This is a genomic window from Thiocapsa rosea (assembly GCF_003634315.1).
Lineage (GTDB): Bacteria > Pseudomonadota > Gammaproteobacteria > Chromatiales > Chromatiaceae > Thiocapsa > Thiocapsa rosea.
Genome location: NZ_RBXL01000001.1, coordinates 1994812 through 2017669, shown reverse-complemented (window position 1 = coordinate 2017669; position 22858 = coordinate 1994812). Strand labels below are relative to the sequence as shown.

The window sequence follows — 22858 nt, the reverse complement described above, 5'->3', positions numbered from 1 at the left end:
CAAGGGGTCGTCCGCTGCGGTCGTGATCATATAGAACGGCCTTGACGACCGGCCATTGCGATCGCGGATATGGCTGCACTTATGCAAACCAAGGTCGGCATACATACAATAATCGGGGCCTGCTGTTATAGAAAGACTACTGTGACTCCCTGACTGGCTCTACAAACTTTAGCGTTAGTAATCGCTTGGTCGGCGAATGCACCAGTCCGGCTATCGGTATCCTCCCAGGGGATCGGACTCTGTGGACGACGCCAGCGCGGACCTGGAGATTTCCCAAGAAACTCTGAAATTTATCGTGAGGTGCTGATGACTCAACAACCGATGCCCCAAGACACCGACGGAGCGAGCCAATGCTCGGTTCAGCAGCGGTCTCGCCTGCCCAACTTCCTAGTGATCGGGGCGCAGAAGTCAGCGACCACTTGGCTCTGGTCCTTGTTGCAACAACATCCGGACATCTTCATGCCGGACCGAAAGGAGCTTAATTACTTTTGCTATTATCCGCTCCATCGCTGGGAGGGTTGGAAGGGTCCTCTGAGGTCGATGTCGCTTGGCCAGTACAGCGATGTGTATTTCTCGGCAGTGGCGGGGGAGAAGGCGATCGGAGAGGCGACGCCGGCATACCTGTGGGTCGCGGACAGCCATCCTGAGTGGCTCTGGGTCCGCCAGCAGGGGCATCGCTGGGATACACCAGCGGTAGTGCGCGACCTATTGGGTCCTGATGTCAAGCTGCTCGCGGTGCTGCGCAATCCGGTGGACCGCGCGGTTTCAGCGTTCCATCACCACCAACTGCATGGCACCGTCGCCAAGGAGGCGCGAATCATGGACGTCGCCGGCGAACATGGCATCGTGCACATCGGATTTTACTACGAGCACCTGCGCGCATGGATGAAGAACTTTGACCGCGCGAATTTTTTGATTCAGGTCATGGAGGAAGACTTGGCAGACCCTGCCGGCGCAATGCGAGCGGCATACCAATTTCTCGGCGTCGATGCCACGTTTTCCCCAATCGGAGCGGATACACCGATACATATCGGTACGCCGGGCGGTGTGGTCACGCGGGAGGACCGTCAGGCACTTTGGGAGATCTTCCGAGGCGATATCGAGCGGCTGGAAATTCTGCTCGACCGTGACCTATCCATTTGGAAGCCGAGGGAGTAGGGGTTTCAGCCAGATCCCGCGTAGCAAGGTCAGCGCAATTTAGAAGCACATATCTCGATGCTAAACCGCGTCCGGAGCGAGATGCTCATTTTCGAGTGAGCTCGACATTTAGAGCATCCACGACCCTTTGCTGGGACGCGGTTTAAAACGATATATTTTTTAATATCTTAAACCGCGCCGGCTCCAAAGGTCGTCAAGTCTGCCGGGGCCGACCCCTGAAGATCATCGAGCGGGCTCTTGATCCAGCCGCAGGTGCAATGCCGCTTCAGATCAACCTCGCGAAGGAAGCAACCGATCGAGTAGGCGGAGATCTCCGCGACGACGCCTCGCGCGCTCGCCTCGTCGGCGAGCGCGGCGTAGGTCCAATGCGTCATGGATGAATCCCGTCCCATCAAACATGAAACGGACGCACACCCCGCAACGCCGGGAGACGCACACCCCGCAACGCCGGGAAATGGCCTCCTGTCGGATGCCCACGGCGCGCTCTGTCAGGGATTCACCTCTCCCTCACGTCAGGCATTGCGCCGTCACCGCACCCAATCGCCGGTCAACGGCGTCCAGCCTCTGCCTGTTGGACCGAAGGCGAATGTGACGTCGGCTGAACCTCCGCGGTGGGCGTTGCGGAGGTAGAAGGTGCTGCTCCACGGGTTGTAAAGCCCTGTCGTCGTCCGCCCGTTACCGTTCCAGTCACCGGTGAGCGGCAGCCAACCGCGACCGGCGGGGCCGAATGCAAATGTCACATCGGCCGCACCCCCGGCGTGGGCGTTGCGAAGGTAGAAGGTCCCGGTCAGCGGGTTATAGAGCCCGACCGTCGTCCGACCGTCGGCGTCCCAATCCCCGGTCAGCGGCAGCCAACGACGACCGGCGGGACCGAAACGGAAGGTGACGTTCGCCGGGCCTGCAGTGTTTGCGTTGCGGAGGTAGAAGGTGCCGGTCGACGGGTTGTACAGCCCGACCGTGGTCCGCCCGTCGCCGTCCCAGTCCCCGGTCAATGCCTGCCAACCGCGACCGGCTGAGCCGAAGGCGAATGTCACATCGGCCGGACCTCCGCCGTGGGCATTACGGAGGTAGAAGATCCCGGTCAACGGGTTGTAGAACCCAATCGTCGTTTGCCCGTCGCCATTCCAGTCTCCGGTGAGCGGCAGCCAACCGCGACCGGCGGGGCCGAAACCGAAGGTGACGTTCGCCGGACCTCCCCTGTGGGCATTGCGCAGATAGAAACGGCCGCTTCCGGGGGCGTAGAGCCCCACATAATCGATGTTGGACGTAAAGTTGGCCGTCACACTCTTCCTCGAGGTCATCGATTGCAGCCTACAACTGGGCTGGGTGCCGCTGCAATCACCGGCCCACCTTGAAAAGGTATGTCCTGTACTGGCAGTCGCTGTGCAGGTGCTGTCACTGCCGTCGTTGACCGGGTTCGGCGTGCAGGTCACGGTGCCGGCACCCGCGGGGCTGACGCTCGTGGTGATCCGGTGCCGGTTCCCCCCCAGCCGCCAGAGGATGGACTGGGGATTGGTCAGAGAGGCTTGATCGTAAGAGAAGAGCTGGCCATAGTCGGCCGCTCTCTGAAGACCAATGGTGGCATCGGCGCCGTGATTCCGGCTCGTGTCGGCAAAATCGGTGTCCAGGTACTGGAAGAGAATCGAGCCGTCGGACTCGTCAAGGATGACCTGGAAGGAACCCGTGATTGATCCACCATAAAGGGTGATGTTGTGCCACTGGACCACCAATTGGCGATTGGGGTTGGTGCCGAACACCTGGTAATAGACACCCCCCGGAGATGGGTACAAATCATCCCATAAGGGGGCGATGAAGGTATTGGCGCCGTCGTTGTCGCCGGGGATGGTCTGATTGATGAAGTTAGCGGAGGGCGTGCCGAAGTAGAGGACGCCGTTCGAGCTGACATATAGGCCAGTGTAGTCGAGGCCGTAATAATTGAAATCAAAGGTGATAGGGCCGGCGACGCTGTCGTCCGTGAGACTCAACTCCGTGCCGGTGGTGCTGATGTCCTGCCAGTCGAAGACGGCTTCATCGTCGATGAAGTAGGTCATTGCCTCAATAATCTCTCCCGAGACCACCTCCACATAGGGCGTTCCCGCCTCGATAAGAGTAAAGGAGACATCGACGAACCCGGCCGCCTGAGGGGTCCAAATGGTCGTGTAAATGCCATCATTGGCCCGTAGGTCCGGGGCAAGGCCGTCATCCAGCAGCGTCAGGCCAGCGTCACCGTTGCTGAAGGCCGCAGTGGCTTGGGCGCCGGTGAGCGGCGTGCATGCACTGAAGGCAACGCTAAGCATCTTCTCCTGGCCCTGATACGAAGTGAAGCCATCCGTCAGTGAAGGCTTAACCATCGGCGTGCCGGGGTCACAGTTCAGAGCGCTCTTAAGATTGAGACGCCCACCGGTCACGGTTCGGCCGATGAAGGCTGCACCCGTGTCGACGGTGTTGAGCAGTGTCGACTTGACGTCGGCCAGGGAGAAACCGGGCTCGTAACCCCAGAGCAGCGCAGCGGCACCGGCCACATGCGGCGTGGCCATCGAAGTTCCGCTGTAGCTCGCATAGCTGTTGCCGGGAACGGTACTGTAGATGTCACTCCCCGGCGCGGCCAGGTGCACCGAAGTCGCGCCGTAGTTCGAGAACCAGGATAGGGCGTCCATATGGTCCGAGCTCGCGACGCTGATAACGTTGGGAATCTGAAACGACGATGGGTAATGGGGGTAGGTGTCGGTGTCGACAGAGCTGTTCCCGGCAGCCGCAACAAAGAGTATACCGGCTGCGTCGGAGGCGGTGATCGCGTCCGCCAGGCTCTGACTGTAGCCGCCGCCGCCCCAACTGTTGCTGGTGATCTTGATGTTGACGTTGTAGTCCGTCTTCATCCGCGTGGCGTATTCCAGCGCCTCGACGGCGTCAGAGGTGTAACCGTACCCGCCGGCGTCCAAGAACTTCAGTGCCATCAACTTCACGTTCCAGGCGACGCCGACAACACCCCGGCTGTTGTTGCCCACCGCGCCAATGGTGCCGGCACAGTGCGTGCCGTGGCTCTGGTCATCCATCGGATTGCCAGACCCGGTGATGGCGTTGATCCCATGGATGTCGTCGATATAGCCGTTGCCGTCGTCATCGATGCCGTTGCCGGGGATCTCGCCCGGGTTAACCCACATGTTCGCGGCCAGGTCCGGGTGGTTGTAGTCGATCCCCGTGTCGATCACGCCAACGACTACGGTCGCATCGCCGGTGAAGGTATCCCACGCCTCGGTGGCGTTGATATCCGCACCCGGGGTGCCGCCCGTCTGACCTGTATTCCGAAGCCCCCAAAGGCTGCTGAACATGGTGTCGTTCGGCAGCACGGCGGCATGCACCACGTAGTCGGGCTCGGCGTACTCAACCTCTGGCCAGGCCGCGATGGCCTTTACGATGATTGGGATATCCGTCTTTGCCGCGCTCACGCCGACCACCGTCGTGTCGAAGAAACGGGCCTTGCGCGTAAGGACGGCCGGGATCTTATGGGCTCGGGCAAGCGCATCCGTAACCTGAGCCGCGCTGAGTCCGGGCTTGAATTTGACCAGAACGCGGTCTTCGGCAAAGGCCGGCGGGCCTGCCGCACCGCCCGACGGGTGGATGTCGATCGCGGCAGATATGGCCTTGGACAGCATGCAAAGGGCGAATGCCAGAATGAACATCCATGCGCCTGGAGGCAAACGACATGAACAGGCTCTCCGTTCATTGGACGCGACTCTCAAAACCATCTTCAGTGCACTCGTTTCCATCGCTGCTCACTCCGTCGTTCGGCGGCTCATCGGAATCTAGACCTATGAGTCCGCAAAGACAAGTTGAACAATAGGTGCCATAATCCGACGGGCCTTGTTGATAACTCCGACCACATGGTCGGCTGCCTGCGTAGTCAGGCCATCCTGGCCTGACAGAACCCGAGCTGGAAGGCCTGACTACGCATAGCTCGCACACTGCCGGCCGGGATAACGATCGGCCTCGCTCGTTAGGCCGGCCACCCAAAAAACCACTCGCTCGTGACACCCGCTCTGCGGTGTCACGCATGCCCCTGGCGCTCTGTGCCACGATGGAACCGGGTGGCCGCGGGTGGTTTCCCACCCGCGGCTCCCACAGATCCGGACGTGCGGGACTACCGCATCCGGCTCCTCGATTGAGCGCTCGCTGCACGACAACTGTCGCACACCCGTTGGACCATTCAGCCCATGTCGCGATCTCCTGTCGTTCTGTTCAGATGGTCAGGTGACTCGATGTTCACGCCATCGTCCCTTCAGAAGGTGTCTCAACCGATCGGCCGCTTCCCTCCCATGGGTCCGCTCGGGTGCGTTCCCCACGCTCAACGGTACTATCAGCCGACTCTGACTGCTCAGTCGCCATCGCGCCGCACTTCGTTGCCTTCGTTTGGCGCTACCTTGCCGTCGGTCCTGTTCGCTCCCGTCGGCCGGACCAACGCCGACAGGCCGGGGCGGCTTCTTACGCGGTGCTGTTGTCGCTCGCTTTATTTCACCGGCCGATTCCCGAATTGTTTCGCGCGGAATGCTCGCGGTTTTCCCGCACTGATCACCCCGGTGGCGCAGTGTCGGCAGGTGGAGGAGTGCGAGGAGCCCGAGGAGCGCGAAGGCGGTGTGTGGAGTGCGTCGCGGCGGTGTTCGACGCGCCCGGGTCGGGCGCCTGTAGGGAGGGTGCCCGGCGGGTGGCGACCCGCCGGGCAAGGGTCGCTCAGAAGGGCAGCGGATCGTCGAAGTCGTTCTCGAAGAGGTCCAGTTGGGTGACGGCGTCGGGCGGCGGGTCCGGATCCGGATCGGTGTCCTCGCCGTAGAGCCACTGCTGCACGGCCGCTCCGTAGCGCGCCTGGATCTGCACGAGCAGTTCATCCAAGCAATCCTGGACGGCCCAAGCCTGCTCGGGCGTCCAGTCCTCGGGCAGGAGGATGGTGAAGGGTTCGGGGAGCCGGCTCATGGGGCGACCTCCTCGCGGGCAGTCTGCACGTGCTCGGCGGTGACCTGGCGGGCCTGTTCCAGGGCCGCACCGGTGAGCGCGTAGTGGGCCAGACGATTGACCTTGCGGGGCATGCCGCGGGTGGCCTGGAACAGCGCCTCCACGGCGGGTGGTTCGAACAGCGGCAGCTCGCAGCCGGCCAGGCGCAGACGGTGGACGAGGTAGTCGGGCAGCTCCTCGCGGGTCAGCCCGGTCACGTGATGGCGTACCACGATGCGCTGGGCGAGCGACTCGTGCACCGCCATGCTCAAGCGCCGGCGCAGCTCCGTGAGTCCCACCAACAGCAGACACAGGCGATTCTCCGAATCCATCTGATAGTTGGTGAGCAGACGCAGATCCTCGAGCACCTCGTTGCGCAGATGATGGGCCTCGTCGATGATCAGGACGGGGCGTTGCTTGGCCTCCAGACTCAAGCGGGTGATCTCGGTGCGGATGGTGCGGAAGGCCGCCGCGCGGTTGCGCTCCACCGGCAGGCCGAGCTCCCAGCCGATGGTCTTGTACATGTCCATCACGTTGCCGGTGGACAGCGGAATGTAGAACACCCGATAGAGTCCCGGATGCAGATCGGCGGCGACCTTGCGGCAGACCGTGGTCTTGCCCGAGCCGGCCTCGCCGGTGATCAGGCCGATGGCACGCAGCTCCAGCAGATGCTTCAGACGTGCGGCGGCCTCGGTGAGGCTGGCGGCGGCGAACAGCGCATCCGGCGGCGGGGTCAGATCGAAGGGAAAGGCCGTGAGGGCGAAGTGTTTGCGGTACATCAGCGGCCCTCCAGGGTGTCGGCATCCGCCTCGGGCAGTTCGCGCAGGCGCAGCGCCGAGGGTGCGGGCTCGGGGACCGGTCCGTCCACGGCCAAGGTGCGCGAGGGACGATCGCGTTTGACGAAACAGTTCGCATACGTCTGGACCGGACGGGCCGGGTCGTGCGCGCGGCCCTCGAAGCAGACCTGAATCGGCCGCTCGGGCGGTGCGTCCGGATCGTAGCGCAGGGTGATGTTCTCCCCGACCAAGGCGGCGTCGACCTCGTAGACCACCCCGTGGAGGCTGACCGTGCGGTCCTTCTGCACCTTGCGCACCGCCTCGTGCAGGAACAGATCCGCCAGGTCCAGGCCGGGCTCGGGAAAGCGCACCGCGGCCCCGGTGCGCGCCCACTGCTCGAGCGGCGTGGCGCCGTCCAGGCCGCGATGCGGGGTGTGGTGATACTCGCCCTCGATCCAGCCGGCGAGGCGGCGGTTGAGCGCCGCGAGGCTGGCGGTATCGGCATCGGTCAGCCGGGTCAACAGCTGCGCACGGACCGTTTTGAACCAGCGCTCGATCTTGCCCTTGCCTTGCGGTTGATAGGGCCGGGCATGGATCAGCGCGATGCCGAGCTTGGCGCAAACCAGGGCCAGCTGCTTGGAGCGATAATTGGCGCCGTTGTCGACATAGAGCTTCTGCGGCAAGCCACGGCGCAGGATCGCCTGCGCGAGCACCGGCAGAAAGGTCCGGGTGTTCTCCGAGAGGGCGAAACTCGCGTAGGGAATCACCCGGGTCGCATCGTCGATGAAGGCGATCAGGTAGGTCTTGCGTTTGACCCGCTCCCCGACCACCACGGCCGGACCGTGCATGACGTCGCTCATCCACAGCTCCCCGGCCTGCTCGAAGGCAAAGCGGCGCCGGTCCTGCGTCTGACTCGCCGTCTTGGCCGTGTCCATCAGGCCATGACGGGCGAGCAGGCGATGCACGGTGGAGGGCGGCAACGGCAGATCGGGCGGGACCTCGGGGCGCCGGCGCACCGCGCGGATCACCAACTGCACCGACAGCTGCGGGTTGGCCTCCTTGGCGGCGAGCAGCGCCTCGACCACGTTCGCGGGCAGGCGGCGCACCTGACCGCGATCGGCACGCGGCTTGGGCAGAAGGGCCTCGAAGCCGCCGCGCCGATAGGCCTTGAGCCAATCGCGGATGGTCTCGGCGGCGACCCGGGTGCGGGTGCTGCCCGGAATGGCGTAGTCGCGCTCGGCCTTGGTCTGGATCGCCTCGTAGAGGCCTTTCTCTTCCTTGGGCCACTGCACGAGTTCGGCAATCACCCCGTAGCGAAACAGGGCGATGTCGTGCTGAAGATCGGTCTGCGGATCGGTCATGGACGGGCGCTCCGGATCACGCAGGCGGTTTGCCTGCGCCGCCGACCCTACGCCGGGCAGCCCGGCGGGTCAGGCCCCGCACGGTGTTGGAGGCGGGGGAGCGCACTGCGGCCCCGGCGGCGCCGGGGCGCGAATCCGAGCGGCTTGGGCAGCACGTCAAGCCAGGCCGCGGCGATCCCGCGCAACGCCACCAGAACCGGCTCCACCTCCAGGTGGTCGGCGAACGCCGTCAGCGTCGGCGCCACGTTCGCGAACGTGTCCCCGAGAACACCCTTGATACGATGCAACGCGCCGTGCACGTCCTGCACACGCCGACGGACCCAGCGCAACGCCCCGGGCAGTTCGATGTCCAGACGTTGGTGCTTGCACAGCGCTTCCAGACTCGGCGCCTGCTCGGCCGCACGCACCACCGCCTCGACCTCGCTCAAGGTGCCCGAGAGGCGCGCCGCCAGACAGTCGGGGAGCAGACTGAAGGTGCGATGCCCCTCGGGACAGTACCAGCGCGCCACCCGCGTGCCGGGCGGGGAGACGCGCTCATAGGTGCCGTGACGCGCAAAGCCGCAATCGCCATGCGGATGCAGCGGACAGCACGGAAGCGTTGCGCTCAACCAGCCTTGTTGCGTAACGTAGTCCGCGCCGGTGAGATGACACTCGAAGCGTAGTTGCACCGGCCATCGGCCCGCACGGTTGCACCCGTGGCGGGCCTTCTCATGTGGAGGAGGGTGAGGCGATTGTGCCGGGACGACCGCGAGGATGCACGCCGGTGAAGCGTGCGGGACATCCGCGCTCCGCGCCTACCGCATTGCCTCACCGGAAAATGACATCACCGGTGGAATACTTCCTGCAAAAACTGCCGGTGGTTTGCGGATCAGGATGGGAAACAACAGGTGCCCGCGCCGCGTCTCGGGCAAGGAACGATTGAGCGCTCCCAGGTTCCTGGACGACCCGTGCGTACATGCCCTGCTCTCAGACCCCGGCGGAGTCTCGACATCAGGCCGTTACGATGCCGAAACTGTTGCCTTCCGGTCTTCCGAATACGTCGGCTCCGCTGGATTCAGTGACGGGGCTCCATCACACGGCCTGCACGCCCCCTGTGTACGCTTCGCAGGCGGGATCGCTCCCGCACCACGCAACACTCGGTTCCGGTGGATGGCCACTCCTTACCGGCTCGGGACTTGCACCCGGTGGGTCGCAAAAAGGAGTTTCCGATTGGCTTATCCGTTCGCTATCTTCCTCTCCTTCCAGGCTTTGCCTGGCGCAACGGAGTTACGAGCAAGGCCTAACGATCAAGGCCGACGAGCGCAGCATCGGAGACGTTGACACCGGCGGGGTTCGTGTCATCCCGAAGACGCAGGCTCATAACGATTAGCCCCCCATGAGATGATGTCTGCTCGTGACTAGGCTATTTAAACCTCACTCGCTCGATACGGAATCGACTGCCGATCGGATTACTCTCTTGTTACCCTCGACAAACTGACTCGATTTAGACCCCTCCAGCTGACCGGAACGTCCTTCTCTCGCGATGTTTTCGACAGTGCCCCCGACAGCAGTATTGATCTTTCCGCCAAACGAAGCCATTTTCCCAACGAACCCGTCGTTATTCTCTGAAAAATCGGTCATCACTTCCCCCGTCGCCTTTGTCATCGTACCGCTCAATTCAACGTACGAGCACGAAAACAACAGACCGGAAAGACAGATGATGATTGCAATCCTATTGTTCTTCTTCATTGCGATTCCTTTTCTTTGGACAGTAGCGAAATTTAGGGATCTTCTGACTATAGATCGAGATATCTTTTCATCGCCATAGCTTACCAGCATCTCAGAATGAAACATTCCAGGCACTCACGTATGAAACAGACGCATACCCAGCGACGCCGGGAAATGGCATCCGTGCCGGAAGCCCGCGGCCCGCTCCTTCAGGGATCCACCGAGCCCTGAATCCAGGCAATGCAACCTCACCGCACCCAATCGCCAGTCAAGGGCGTCCAACCTGCGCCTGCGGGGCCGAAGACGAATGTCACGTCGGCCGCACCTGCGCCGTGGGCGTTGCGGAGGTAGAAGGCGCTCGCCGCCGGGTTGTATAGCCCGATCGTGGTCCGACCGTTGCCGTTCCAGTCCCCGGTGAGCGGCAGCCAACCGCGACCGCGGGGGCCGAAACCGAAGGTGACGTTCGCCGGACCTCCCGCGTTTGCGTTGCGGAGGTAGAAGTTACCGGCCGACGGGTCGTACAGCCCGACCGTCGTCCGCCCGTCGCCGTCCCAGTCACCGGTGAGCGGCAGCCAACCGCGCCCGGCGGGGCCGAAACCGAAGGTGACGTTCGCCGGACCTCCTGCGTTTGCGTTCCGGAGATAGAAGGTGCCGGTCGACGGGTTGTATAGCCCGACCGTGGTCCGACCGTCCCCGTCCCAGTCCCCGGTCAATGCCCGCCAACCGCGACCGGCCGGACCGAAGGCGAATGTCGCATCGGCCGCACCTCCGCCGTGGGTGTTGCGCAGATAGAAGGTTCCGGCCGCCGGGTTGTACAGCCCGACCGTGGTCCGCCCGTCCCCGTTCCAGTCCCCGGTGAGCGGAAGCCAACCGCGACCGCCGGGGCCGAAGCCGAAGGTAACGTTCGCCGGACCTCCGCTGTGGGCGTTGCGGAGGAAGAAGGTGCCGGTGGTGGGCCGATAGAGTCCGATCGTGAAGACCCCCGACAGGGTCGGCGGGTTGAAGGTCGCCGTCGCATGGGTCGAGCCATTGATGTCAAGCGTGCAGGTCGCGGCGGTTCCGGTGCAGGCGCCGCCCCATCCGGCAAACCTGGAGCCCGCGACCGCGGTGGCCGTGAGGATCACCCGCGTCCCGGCTTGGTAGGCCTCTTCGCAGTCGAGGCCGCAGGCGATGCCCGGCGGGGTACTCGTCACCGTCCCCGATCCGCCGCCGTCCTTGGCGACGGTGACGGGATAGGTCGAAACCTGCCGACTCAGCTCCACCCCGGTCAGCTCGACGGAACTGGCGTTATTGCCGTAGCCGTCCAAGCGGAAGGCGATGCGATAGGTTCCGGCCGGCAGCTCGCCGACGAAGATCTCTTCCGGTTCCGCGGAGGCCAGCGGCAGATGACGCTGGTCGAGCTGGGTCACCAGATCTTCGTTGACGAACACCCGCAGCAGCCCTTCCCCGCCGCCGGTGAAGCGCCAACCGAAGCTCAGTGTGTTGACGGGGCCGGTCGTCGTCACGTTCGTCGTCAGCCAGGCGGGCTCGACCGTCGGCGCCGCGGCCGCTTCATCCAGTTCGAGCAAAGCGTCGGCGCTGCTGACGGTCGGGATCGACACCACGAACCGCAGGAGACCGAAAAGCTCGGAGCCGGCGCCGAAGACATAATTGACGGTTCCGGTCGTGGCATCCACGACCGTATCGCGGACCGCTCCGGGGAGGTAATACCAGGTGCCGGGGCTTGGAACCACGCACAATCCGTTATCGACAGTACACTCCGTATTCAGCGGGAAGAGGGAAGCAAGCTGCGACAAGGTTCTTCCGGACTCCAGAGACAACGGGTAGCCCATGACTCCCGTGCCGTTGACGGGATCGATGTCGTCGCCGGGGAAGTTCGGGTCCAGGCTCTTCCCGTAGAATCGGTAAGGCCTGCTGTGGCGACAGATCGGACCACAGCCGCGGTTGTCGGGCGACGGCGAGACATTAACGTTGTAGGCGTACCGCAGGTGCGAATCTGTTGTATCCAAGACATCGGCAATCCCTAGCGCACTGGGCATAATCAACGCAAGCGCGGCATCCCATGCCGGATCTCCGGTTCGAACGAGAGGGCGCGTGTCGACATAGTTGTCCGCCCAATACTTGCCGGGCACGTAGGCGCGTTGGCCGAGCAGGGACAGATGCCTTCCGTTGAATACGTTCGGCAGAACGCGGGCCATCGGATCGAAGGCATCCAGAAAGGTGAGATGGAGGGTGACCGCGTCGCCCCGCGCGGCTCTGATCCTGTATGCAGCCTCGGCGATGACGCGCGAGCCGGCGCTGTGGCCGATGAAGTGCAGGTGCTGGTAGGTGTGACGCTCCAGCAGCGTCGCCGCCGCACGCCCGATGTCGTCCGCGAATGTCCAGACGATCGACGGCACGAGATTCCCCGATGCGGATGCGCTGGTGCGCCAATCGACCGTCCAGACATCCCAGCCCCTCTCCGGGGCGGAGCAGATGTGGTTGAGACGATTCGACAAGGACACGGCGTGCCGGGTCGCACCGAGCTGGTTGCAGAAGGCCAAGGCCTTGGCGTGAACCCATGTGTCCGCATTCGAGTTGTATCCGTGCGTAATGACAACGGCCCTTGGTTGGGCGGGCGAGGGGCCGCCGTCGCTGCCGAGCGTGTTCTTGACCGGGTCACCGGTTTGCGGATTCCGGAGGGCGAAGTAGGCCGTGACCGGAACCGACGTCCTTAAATCGGCGAGGGTGCAGGTGGCGCCTTGTCCGATACAGGCACCACCCCAGCCGCTGAAGACGGATCCGGACGCCGCAACGGCCCTGAGCGTGACAGAGGTCCCCGCGGGGTAGTTCCGGCTGCAAGCGTTGCCGCAGGCGATACCCGCCGGCGTGCTGCTCACGGAGCCGTTGCCGGTGCGCGTGACGGTCAAGGTGACGATGTCGCTGGAGTCGATTTTGGTGATGAATGCGTCCTGGGTACCCCACAAACGGGGATAGCGGGCGTTGACCGTGGGGAAATCGGCGGATTCGGTCCACCCGTTCACATAGGCGTTGCCAGTCCCGTCGACGGTGATCGCCAGCCCCCGATCATCCGAACTCCCGCCGAGGTAGGTCGCGTAGACCGGCCCCTGGCCTCCGGCGTCCAGCTTGGTCACGAAGGCATCCTCGAAGCCCCGCAATTCGGTATAGCGAGCGTTGACGATGGGGAAATCGTCTGAGCGGGTTACGCCGGTGACATAGGCGTTGCCGGCCCCGTCGACGGCAATCCCAACCCCATCCTCAGCCGAACTCCCGCCCAAGTAGGTGGAGTAGACGGGCCCCCGGCCTCCGGCGTCGAGCTTGGTCACAAAGGCGTCCCAATCGCCCCTCAATCCGGGATAGCGGGCGTTGACCGTGGGGAAATCGGCGGATGCAGTCAGTCCGGTGACATAGGTGTTGCCGGCTCCGTCGACGGCGATCCCTCTCCCCACGTCATGCAAGCTGCCGCCGAGGTAGGTCGAGTAAACCGGCCCTTGGCCTCCCGCGTCTAGCTTGGTCACAAAGGCATCCAAGTTCCCACCCCATCGGGGATAGCGAGCGTTGACGATGGGGAAATCGTCTGAGCGGGTTACGCCGGTGACATAGGCATTGCCGGCCCCGTCGACGGCGATCCCGTAAGCTTCGTCAACCAAACTCCCGCCGAGGTAGGTCGAGTAAACCGGCCCCTGGCCTCCCGCGTCCAGCTTGGTCACAAAGGCGTCCGAGTTCCCACCCCATCGGGAATAGCGGGCGTTGACCGTGGGGAAATCGGCGGAGTAGGTTCTCCCCGTGACGTAAGCGTTGCCGGCCCCGTCGACGGCGATCCCGTAACCCCTCTCGACCGAACTCCCGCCCAAGTAGGTGGAGTAGACCGGCCCCTGGCCTGAGCGATCCAACTTCGTAACAAAGACGTCCCAGTCGCCCTTACTGGAATAGAGAGCATTCACCGCGGGGAAATCGGTGGAGATGGTCGAGCCGGTGACATAGGCGTTCCCGGCCCGGTCGACGGCGATATCCCCACAGCTTTCAACTAAGCTCCCGCCCAAATAAGTGGAGTAGACCGGACCTTGGTCTGCGGCCCCTAGCTTCGTCACGAAGATGTCCGTGTGGCCCCGCAATCGGGGATAGCGGGCGTTTACCGCGGGAAAGTCGGTAGAGGAGGTCTCACCGGTGACATAAGCGTAGCCGGCTCCGTCTACAGCAATCCCAACCCCATACTCAAACGAACTTCCGCCCAAATAGGTGGAGTAGACCACCACCGGATCGATGACCAAGGACTCGCCCGGATCGTAAGCCGCCAGCACGAACCCGACCGCCGACGCACTGCCGACGGCGGCCATCCCGGCCGCGCCGTCGGCGGGGTCGCCTTCGAGGAGGACATAGTGTCCCGCCACCGCGCGCTCCCGGCCGTCCACCCGCTGATAGATGCGCGGTGCCCGGTGCAGGATCTCCCCGCCCGCCACGGCGAGCACCAAATTACCCTCCGCGTCGATGCGCAGCGCGTCCGCGCCCTCGAAGGCGAGACGTATCTGGCTCGGGTCGGCCCCGGGGGCGACCACCAGGTCGTACTCCAATTCGCGGGGATTGCCGTAGAACACCAGATCGATGCCGGGGTAGACCTGGTCATATTGAACCTTGGCGTAGTGCGGGACGCCGCTGTGCCACTTGGCCGGATCCTTGCCCAGGTAGTAGTTGCTGATGCCGGGCCGGCGCTCGAGGCCGGTGATCCGAGGGGCGGGGTTGCGGGTGGCACCCTCCAGGCGCATCCGCACCGGGGTGGAGGCAGGCGGGTCGGCTTGGCGCTGCGCGTCCGTGGGATTTGCGTGCTCGGGCGGGACGCGACCCGCGCCGGACACTCCGACGTCGCGTCCGGGTTCGAACCGGCGGTGCGGCCAAGCCGGCCGATTCGAATCGGGGTGCGGGTGCGCAACCGGGGGTTCGGCGCCCGTGCCGGGAGAGGGGTGGGACGCGTTGTCGTCGGGGGGTTCATGCCCGTGCTCATCCGCCCGTGCCGCAGCGCGTCCCGGCTGCAGGACCAGCACCGCCTCGGTCTCCGTCAGAAAGAGGCTGTAGCCGGCCCCGCGGGCGAGGTAGCGGACCTCCTCGGCGCTCTGTCCGACATTCGGCTCGAAGTGTATCGGCAGCCGGCCGAAGTCCTGCTTGATCCGCGCCGTTGCGACAGGATCGGCGAGCACGGCGTCCGGCGGCTCGACCGACGCCGGGTCGGTCGACCGTGCTGGCGCGCTCAGGAGCCCCTCGACATCCTGCAGACTCGGCATCAATCCCGGCACCCCGGATGGCGGGGTGTGGGCGGCGGAATCAAGGGCCGCACTGCCGACGAGCAAGCCCAGGATCAAGGCCGGGAGGACGGGCCAACGGCGCCCGTGTTGCGGTTGGTTCGGCGAGCCCTGCATCGTCCATCCCTCTGCTGCGGTGATGATCCCGACGGGCGTTTCACTGCCCGCTCCCGGCGCAGCGGGTCCCGAGCATGCCGGGTCCCTCAGGTGCCGAGTCTCCTATCGGTCGCGGTGCCATGCCCGATCCAAGCGAGATCTCTTACGCGCTCGCGCATACAGGCACGCGCCGTGGAAGCATAGGAGGCTTCCGTCGCGGCGGTCAAATACGACCTTATTCGTGTAAGGGTTTTATGCGCAGAACCTGACGCGGGTCAACGCCCACAGCGGAACGGGGATTCCGAGACACAGGCATCGAGACGCGAGCCGGTGGAACCAGGGCTCGGCCTTGCTTGTCACCTCGGGCAGAGCCAATCGCTGAATCCGGGCATCGCGACGTCACCGCACCCAGTCGCCGGTCAACGGCGTCCAGCCTGCGCCTGCGGGGCCGAACCCGAAGGTAACGTTCGCCGAGCCTCCGGCGTTTGCGTTGCGGAGGTAGAAGGTGCCGGTCGACGGGTTGTACAGCCCGACCGTTGTCGGACCGTCGCCGTCCCAGTCGCCCGTCAAAGGCAACCAACCGCGACCGCGCGGGCCGAAGGCGAATGCCATATCGGCCGAACCTCCGGCGTTTGCGTTGCGGAGGTAGAAGGTACCGGCCGACGGGTCGTAGAGCCCGACCGTCGTCCGCCCGTCTCCGTCCCAGTCCCCGGTGAGCGGCAACCAACCGCGACCGGCGGGGCCGAAACCGAAGGTGACGTTCGCCGGACCTCCTGCGTTTGCGTTCCGGAGATAGAAGGTGCCGGTCGACGGGTTGTATAGCCCGACCGTGGTCCGCCCGTCCCCGTCCCAGTCGCCGGTAAGCGGCAGCCAACCGTGACCGCCGGAACCGAAGGCGAATGTCGCATCGGCTACACCTCCTCCGTGGGTGTTTCGGAGATAGAAGGTACCGGCGGCCGGGTTGTACAACCCGACCGTGGTCCGTCCGTCCCCGTTCCAGTCCCCGGTGAGCGGCAGCCAACCGCGACCGGCGGGACCGAAACGGAAGGTGACGTTCGCCGGACCGCCGCTGTGGGCGTAGAGCAGAAAGAAGGTGCTGCTGTCGGGCCGATACAGGCCGACCGAAAAGGCCCGCGAGAGGGTCGGCGGGTTGAAGGTCACTGTCACACGGGTCGAGCTGCTGAGGACAAGTGTGCAGGTCGCAGCGGTACCGGTACAGGCGTTGCCCCATCCGGCAAACCTGGAGCCCGCGGCCGCGGTGGCCGTGAGGATCACCCGCGTACCGGCCGGGTAAGCCTTCGCGCAGTCCCAGCCGCAGGCGATGCCCGACGGGGTGCTGTTCACAGTGCCGTTGCCGGTGCGCGTGACGGTCAAGTTGACGATGTCGCTGGAGTCGATTTTGGTGACGAAGGCGTCATCGCGGCCACTCAATTGGGGATAGCGAGCGTTGTCCGTGGGGAAGTCGCCGGCTTTTGTTCGCCCAGTGACATAGGCATTGCCGGCCCCGTCGACCGCAATCCCGTATCCAGATTCACCACTGATTTGTTCACCCTCACTCCCGCCGAGATAGGTCGAGTAGACAGGCCCCTGGCCTCCCGCGTCCAGCTTGGTCACGAAGGCGTCGGCGTAGCCTCGTAATTGCGAATAGCAGGCGTTGACTGCGGGGAAGTCGACCGAGTAGGTCACCCCGGTGACATAGGCGTTGCCAGCGCTGTCGACCGCAATCCCCTCCCCACGCTCACCCTGGCGGTCACCATAGAGCCAACGATCAGTCCCGCCGAGATAGGTCGAGTAGACCGGCCCCTGGCCTCCCGCGTCCAGCTTGGTCACGAAGGCGTCTGCCGCGCCACTCAACAGGGGATATAGGGCGTTGAAGACGGGGAAGTCGGCGGAGTAGGTCTGCCCCGTGACATAGGCGTTGCTGGCCCCGTCGACGGCGATCCCCCCACCCAAATCCATCAAACTCCCGCCAAGGTAGGTCGAGTAAACCGGCCCCTGACCTTCCGCGTCCAGCTTGGTTACGAAGGCGTCGGCGTAGCCTCGTAAGTGCGAATAGCAGGCGTTGACCGTGGGGAAGTCTGCGGATCCGGTCCAGCCGGTGACATAGGCGTTGCCGACGCTGTCGACGGCGATCCCATTCCCAGCATCAGCTCGACTCCCGCCCAGATAGGTCGAGTAGACCGGCCCCTGACCTCCGGCGTCCAGCTTGGTCACGAAGGCGTCCCCCTCGCCCCGCAATCCAGGATAGCGGGCGTTGACCACGGGGAAATCGGTGGCGTAGGTTGTCCCCGTGACATAAGCGTTGCTGGCCCCGTCGACGGCGATCCCGGTACCCCAATCGAACAAACTCCCGCCAAGGTAGGTCGAGTAAACCGGCCCCTGACCTTCCGCGTCCAGCTTGGTCACGAAGGCGTCTTCGACATGACTCAAGAGGGGATAGCGGGCGTTGACCGTGGGGAAGTCTGCGGATCTGGTCGCGCCGGTGACATAGGCGTTGCCGACGCTGTCGACGGCGATCCCGTACCCATTATCAATCTGACTCCCGCCCAGATAGGTCGAGTAGACCGGCCCCTGACCTCCGGCGTCCAGCTTGGTCACGAAGGCGTCCTGCTCGCCCCGCAACTCAGTATAGCGGGCGTTCACCACGGGGAAATCGGTGGAGTAGGTTGTCCCCGTGACATAAGCGTTGCTGGCCCCGTCGACGGCGATCCCGTAACCCAACTCGAACGAACTCCCGCCAAGGTAGGTCGAGTAGACCACCACCGGGTCGATCACCAAGGGCTCGGCCGGATCGTAGGCCGCCAGCACGAACCCGACCGCCGACACGGTGCCGGCGTCGGCCATCCCGACGACATCGGTCCCGGCCGCGCCGTCGGCGGGGTCGCCTTCGAGGAGGACATAGTGTCCCGCCACCGCGCGCTCCCGGCCGTCAACCCGCTGATAGATGCGCGGTGCCCGGTGCAGGATCTCCCCGCCCGCCACGGCGAGCACCAAATTACCCTCCGCGTCGATGCGCAACGCGTCCGCGCCCTCGAAGGCGAGACGAATCTGGCTCGGGTCGGCCCCGGGGGCGACCACCAGGTCGTACTCCAATTCGCGGGGATTGCCGTAGAACACCAGATCGATGCCGGGGTAGACCTGGTCATATTGAACCTTGGCGTAGTGCGGGACGCCGCTGTGCCATTTGGCCGGATCCTTGCCCAGGTAGTAGTTGCTGATGCCGGGCCGGCGCTCGAGGCCGGTGATCCGTGGGGCGGGGTTGCGGGTGGCACCCTCCAGGCGCATCCGCACCGGGGTGACTCCGGGCGGGTCGCCTTGGCCCTGCGCGTCCGTGCGGTTTGCGTGCTCAGGGTGGAGGCGACCCGCGCCCGATGCTCCGACGGCGCGTCCGGGTTCGAACCCGCGGTGCGGCCAAGGCGGCCGATTCGAATCGGGGTGCGGGTGCTCAACCGGGGGTTCGGCGCCTGTGCCGGAAGAGGGGTAGGACGCCTTGACGTCGGGGGGTTGATCCCCGGCGTGATCCGCCAGTGCCGTGGCGCGTCCCGGCTGCAGGACCAGGACCGCCTCGGTGTCCGTCAGAAAGAGGCTGTAGCCGGCCCCGCGGGCGAGGTAGCGGACCTCCTCGGCGCTCTGTCCGACATTCGGCTCGAAGTGCATCGGCAGCCGGCCGAAGTCCTGCTTGATCCGCGCCGTTGCGACAGGATCGGCGAGCGCTGCGCCCGGTGGCTCGGCCGACGCCGGGGCCAAGGCATCGGCCGGGTCGGTCGACCGTGCGGGCGCGCTCGGGAGCCCCTCGACATCCTGCAGACTCGGCAGCGATCCGGGTACCACGGAGGGCGGGGCGTGTGCGGCCGAATCAAGGGCCGCACCGCCGACGAGCAAGCCCAGGATCAGGGCCGGAAGAACGGGCCAACGGCGCCCGGGTTGCGGTTGGTTCGGCGAGCCCTGCATCGTCCATCCCTCTGCTGCGGTGATGATCCCGACGGGCGTCTCACTGCCCGCTCCCGGCACGGCCGGACCCGAGCATGCAGGATCCCTCAGGTGCCGAGTCTCCTATCGGTCGCGGTGCCATGCCCGATCCAAGCGAGAACTCTTACGCGCTCGCGCACACAGGCACGCACCGTGGAAGCATAGGAGGCTTCTGTCGCGGCGGTCAAATACGACCTTATTCGTGCAAGGGTTTTATGCGAAGAACCTGACGTGGGTCAACGCCTGCAGCGGAACCGGCATTCCGAGACACAGGCATCGAGCCGCGAGACGGTGCAACCAGGGCTCGGCCTTGCTTGGCACCTCGGGCAGAGCAAGGCTGCGCGCCGGCTGGTGGGTTTGGGGAGATGAGGGAGCGCGGATGATCGGCTCGATCGGGTAAAAAGGCGACCGAAGTGAAGACGCGTCTCGTCGACAACATCAGTTGCGATCTAAACCGCGTCCAGAACAAGATGCTCATTTTCGAGTGAGATCGACGTTTGGTGCATCCACAGCGCTTAGCGGCGACGCGGTTTAACATGATACATATTTTAACGCTTTTTGTAGCCGTGCTTTACGCTAGGTCGCATGATCTAAATTTACCCATAGGATACAGAATTTTTTGACTTCCCATTTAAACAACAGTTGCCGTATATAATTCGATATAGTAGACGTAACCTTAAATCGCGAATGAACAGCAAACGCCTATTAAATACGCCGTCCCCGGGCAGCCACTCATGGAGGGGTGCGGGGCGGAGCCGAGGAAAACAGGGTTCTTTGTCAAGCACTAGCTTATCGCGAAACCGGAACAGGGCGATCAAGGGACGTCCATGTCCCCAAAAACGCCTTTTGGGCGATATTTACGGGAGCCACTTCCCCGTCAACGCCGCCCAACCTGCACCTCCGGGACCGAAGCCGAACACCACATCGGCCGCACCGCCGCTGTTTGCATTGCGGAGATAGAAGGTGCTCGTCATCGGATTAAACAGACCGATCGTCGTCTGGCCGTTGCCGTTCCAGTCACCGGTCAACGGCAACCAACCGCGTCCGGCAGGCCCGAAGCCGAAGCTGATATCCGCAGCTCCCCCGCTGTTGGCATTGCGGAGATAGAAGGTGCTCGTGCCCGGATTGTACAGACCGATCGTCGTCAGACCGTTGCCATTCCAATCACCGGTCAACGGCAGCCAGCCGCGCCCGCCAGGTCCGAAGCTGAAGCTGACGTCCGCAGCTCCACCGCTGTTGGCATTGCGGAGATAGAAAGTGCTCGCCGCCGGATTGTAAAGACCGACCGTGGTCCGGCCATTGCCGTTCCAATCACCGGTCAAGGGCGTCCACCCGCGCCCCGCAGGCCCGAAGCCGAAGCTCACCTCCGCAGCTCCCCCGCTGTTGGCGTTGCGGAGGTAAAACGAGCTTGTCACCGGGTTGTACAGGCCGACCGTCGTCTGGCCGTTCCCGTTCCAGTCCCCCGTCAGCGGCCTCCAGCCCCGCCCGGGAGGACCAAAGCCGAAGACGGTGTTGGCCGGTCCGGAACTATTGGCATTCCGCAAATAGAACGTGCTCGTCGCAGGATTGAAGAGCCCAATGCTCATTCCGGATCCGACGATCGCGGTGAAGCTGAAGCTCACCGCGCAGTTTGCCGTCACGGCTCCGGTCGTGTAGGTGTTCCCGCTCCAGCCGCCTGCCGGGCAGGTGCCGCCGACCGCGTTGTTGCGCGTGTAGCCGGTGTTGGCCGTGACCGTGAAACTGGCCGTGCTGCCCTGATTCACGGTTCGCGAGGTCGGTGTCACGGTGCCGCCCGTACCTGCGGTTGCCGTGACCGTGCGCGTGAGCGGCGGACAATAGGCCGCTTGGTTTGCCAACCAGTTCTCGATAACTGCTCTATTCTGCGAAACCAAGCGGGGCCCGCCGTTATAGCCCGCGGTGGCGTTTCCGAATGAATGAACAGTGACGACCCGACGGTTTTCGCCTTGCAGCAGCCATACCGGGCTTCCGCTCTGACCTCCACTCGTGTCCGCCGTATAGCGAAGGATCCGATCGACAACCTGGACGTTCGTGCCGTCGAACGCACGCCACATGTCGAACGTACTGGCGCCCTGAGCAGTGCCGGGATACCCTGCGGTATTGATGGTCGTTGGGCTGACATCGAAGACGAGCGGCATAAAGGTACTGATGCCTTTCAGGCTCCAAGAGCTCCGAAAGAACATCGCCGCATAATCATACTGGACGTCTGCGGTGTCTATATACTGCGTATTTGTACGCCAGTGGCACGCACTCTCGTTTCCATACGGGCGAACGACTGCTGCTCCGGTCGATGCTTGAGACTGCGCCGGCGCGAGACTCATGGACGCGGCATAACCACCTCTGGCCGAATCGTAAACACAGTGGCCGTTGGTCATCGCCATTTGCGGTCCGACGACGAAACCGGTGCAGCGCCATGAAGAGCTGTCGGAAAAGGTATGACCCTGATAGCCGATCACCCACCAGGGGTACTGTGTCTTCGTCACGACGCGCACGCGATCATCAGTACCAATAACAACCTCCGGGACAACGTCATCCATATAAGCAAAGCTATATGGATTCGTGCCGTCGTCGTCGTTGTCGCCACGCGGCCAACCGGGGGGTCCATCGGTATCGATTCCGTCAGGCTCGGGCAGCGGACCGGTCGGAGCCGAGGGAGGAACTGCCGGAGGCACCGTCAAACCGGGATCGTCAGGCGAGAGGATCTCCATCGCATCGAAGCTCGGTTCTTGTTCGGTCCAACTGGCGGAACGCTCCAATAAATCAAGCGCATGCGAGATCGACAGGAGACGCTCGTCCGGCAGGACCTGCACGAGGCAAACGCGACCCTCGCCCAAATCATGCTCCTCCCATTTATGCAGCTCGCCGTCGATGATCTGCAAGACTACGCGCGCCGCGGCCGGTCTCGCTTCGGCGCTGAATGGGCAGTCGACGACCATCAGATCGGCATCGATGTTGCCCCAGCCCGGGGAGGATTCGTCCTGCTCGGCGGCCAGAACCGCCGACCCAGTCATGATTTGCCAAGCAACCAAACTCGCCAACAGGCCGAGTTTCCAGCCGATACTCGTCCATGCAGACCGTCTTTGAGCCGCACTCTCGCTTCCTGAGCTCATGTTAGTTCACCTCAGTGCGTTGAAACCAAAACACCCGCCAGGGACCACAAAAAGAGCTAACGCAGACTGCCGGCAGGCAACGGGGGCAGAGCCGCACGCCTCGCCGCTTTCTCGGCGCCGAAGCGGACCCGCGCGACTCACAAGTCTTCCCGTTCAGCGGCACGCGAGGTCAGCGGCGGAACGGAAATCCGCCATGGACTTGCATCATGAAGGACGGGCGCCCTCCCGAATAAGAAGGGTAGTCGATGACCCGGGACTATGCGAGGCCGAACCCGGAAATGACCGGGAGGCTCCGAACTGCCGTGAGCCGGGCTCGGCGGCGCCGATAAGGCATCATCCCCGCTCGACACACCAAGCGTTGCGAGCCAAGAATCCTGAAGCCTCTT

General features: G+C 64.0%; 11 protein-coding genes. 1 reads left to right on the top strand and 10 read right to left on the bottom strand.

Annotated features, from left to right (window positions below):
• Window positions 1-306: 306 nt before the first annotated feature.
• Window positions 307-1158: a sulfotransferase domain-containing protein gene (locus BDD21_RS09100; RefSeq protein ID WP_147431024.1), complete on the top strand. Its 852-nt coding sequence runs from the start codon at window positions 307-309 to the stop codon at window positions 1156-1158.
• Between the two features lie 167 nt (window positions 1159-1325).
• Here the strand turns inward: BDD21_RS09100 and BDD21_RS09095 are convergent, their stop codons facing one another.
• The 10 genes from BDD21_RS09095 to BDD21_RS09050 form a co-directional block, all read right to left on the bottom strand.
• On the bottom strand, window positions 1326-1532 hold the full coding sequence (locus BDD21_RS09095; protein ID WP_120796900.1) for a hypothetical protein: 207 nt from the start codon (window positions 1530-1532) through the stop codon (window positions 1326-1328).
• Between the two features lie 153 nt (window positions 1533-1685).
• Entirely contained in the window at window positions 1686-4838 is a 3153-nt protein-coding gene (locus BDD21_RS09090) for a S8 family serine peptidase (protein WP_120796899.1), read from the bottom strand.
• 1045 nt (window positions 4839-5883) lie between these two features.
• On the bottom strand, window positions 5884-6123 hold the full coding sequence (locus BDD21_RS09085) for a hypothetical protein (RefSeq protein ID WP_120796898.1): 240 nt from the start codon (window positions 6121-6123) through the stop codon (window positions 5884-5886).
• Window positions 6120-6920: an ExeA family protein gene (locus BDD21_RS09080; protein WP_120796897.1), complete on the bottom strand. Its 801-nt coding sequence runs from the start codon at window positions 6918-6920 to the stop codon at window positions 6120-6122. The genes BDD21_RS09085 and BDD21_RS09080 overlap by 4 nt, the downstream gene beginning before the upstream one ends.
• Window positions 6920-8278, bottom strand: a complete 1359-nt coding sequence (locus BDD21_RS09075) for a DDE-type integrase/transposase/recombinase (protein ID WP_120796896.1) — start codon at window positions 8276-8278, stop codon at window positions 6920-6922. The genes BDD21_RS09080 and BDD21_RS09075 overlap by 1 nt, the downstream gene beginning before the upstream one ends.
• A 47-nt stretch (window positions 8279-8325) precedes the next feature.
• Window positions 8326-8946, bottom strand: a complete 621-nt coding sequence (locus tag BDD21_RS09070; RefSeq protein ID WP_120796895.1) for a hypothetical protein — start codon at window positions 8944-8946, stop codon at window positions 8326-8328.
• Between the two features lie 745 nt (window positions 8947-9691).
• Window positions 9692-10006: a hypothetical protein gene (locus BDD21_RS09065; RefSeq protein ID WP_120796894.1), complete on the bottom strand. Its 315-nt coding sequence runs from the start codon at window positions 10004-10006 to the stop codon at window positions 9692-9694.
• Between the two features lie 227 nt (window positions 10007-10233).
• Entirely contained in the window at window positions 10234-15396 is a 5163-nt protein-coding gene (locus BDD21_RS09060) for an alpha/beta fold hydrolase (RefSeq protein ID WP_120796893.1), read from the bottom strand.
• Window positions 15397-15774: 378 nt separating this feature from the next.
• Window positions 15775-19326 carry an SBBP repeat-containing protein gene (locus BDD21_RS09055; protein WP_120796892.1) on the bottom strand — a complete coding sequence of 1184 codons (3552 nt, stop codon included), beginning with the start codon at window positions 19324-19326 and terminating at the stop codon, window positions 15775-15777.
• Window positions 19327-20201: 875 nt separating this feature from the next.
• Window positions 20202-22472, bottom strand: coding sequence for a trypsin-like peptidase domain-containing protein (locus BDD21_RS09050; protein WP_120796891.1), 2271 nt, complete (start codon window positions 22470-22472; stop codon window positions 20202-20204).
• Between the last annotated feature and the right edge of the window lie 386 nt (window positions 22473-22858).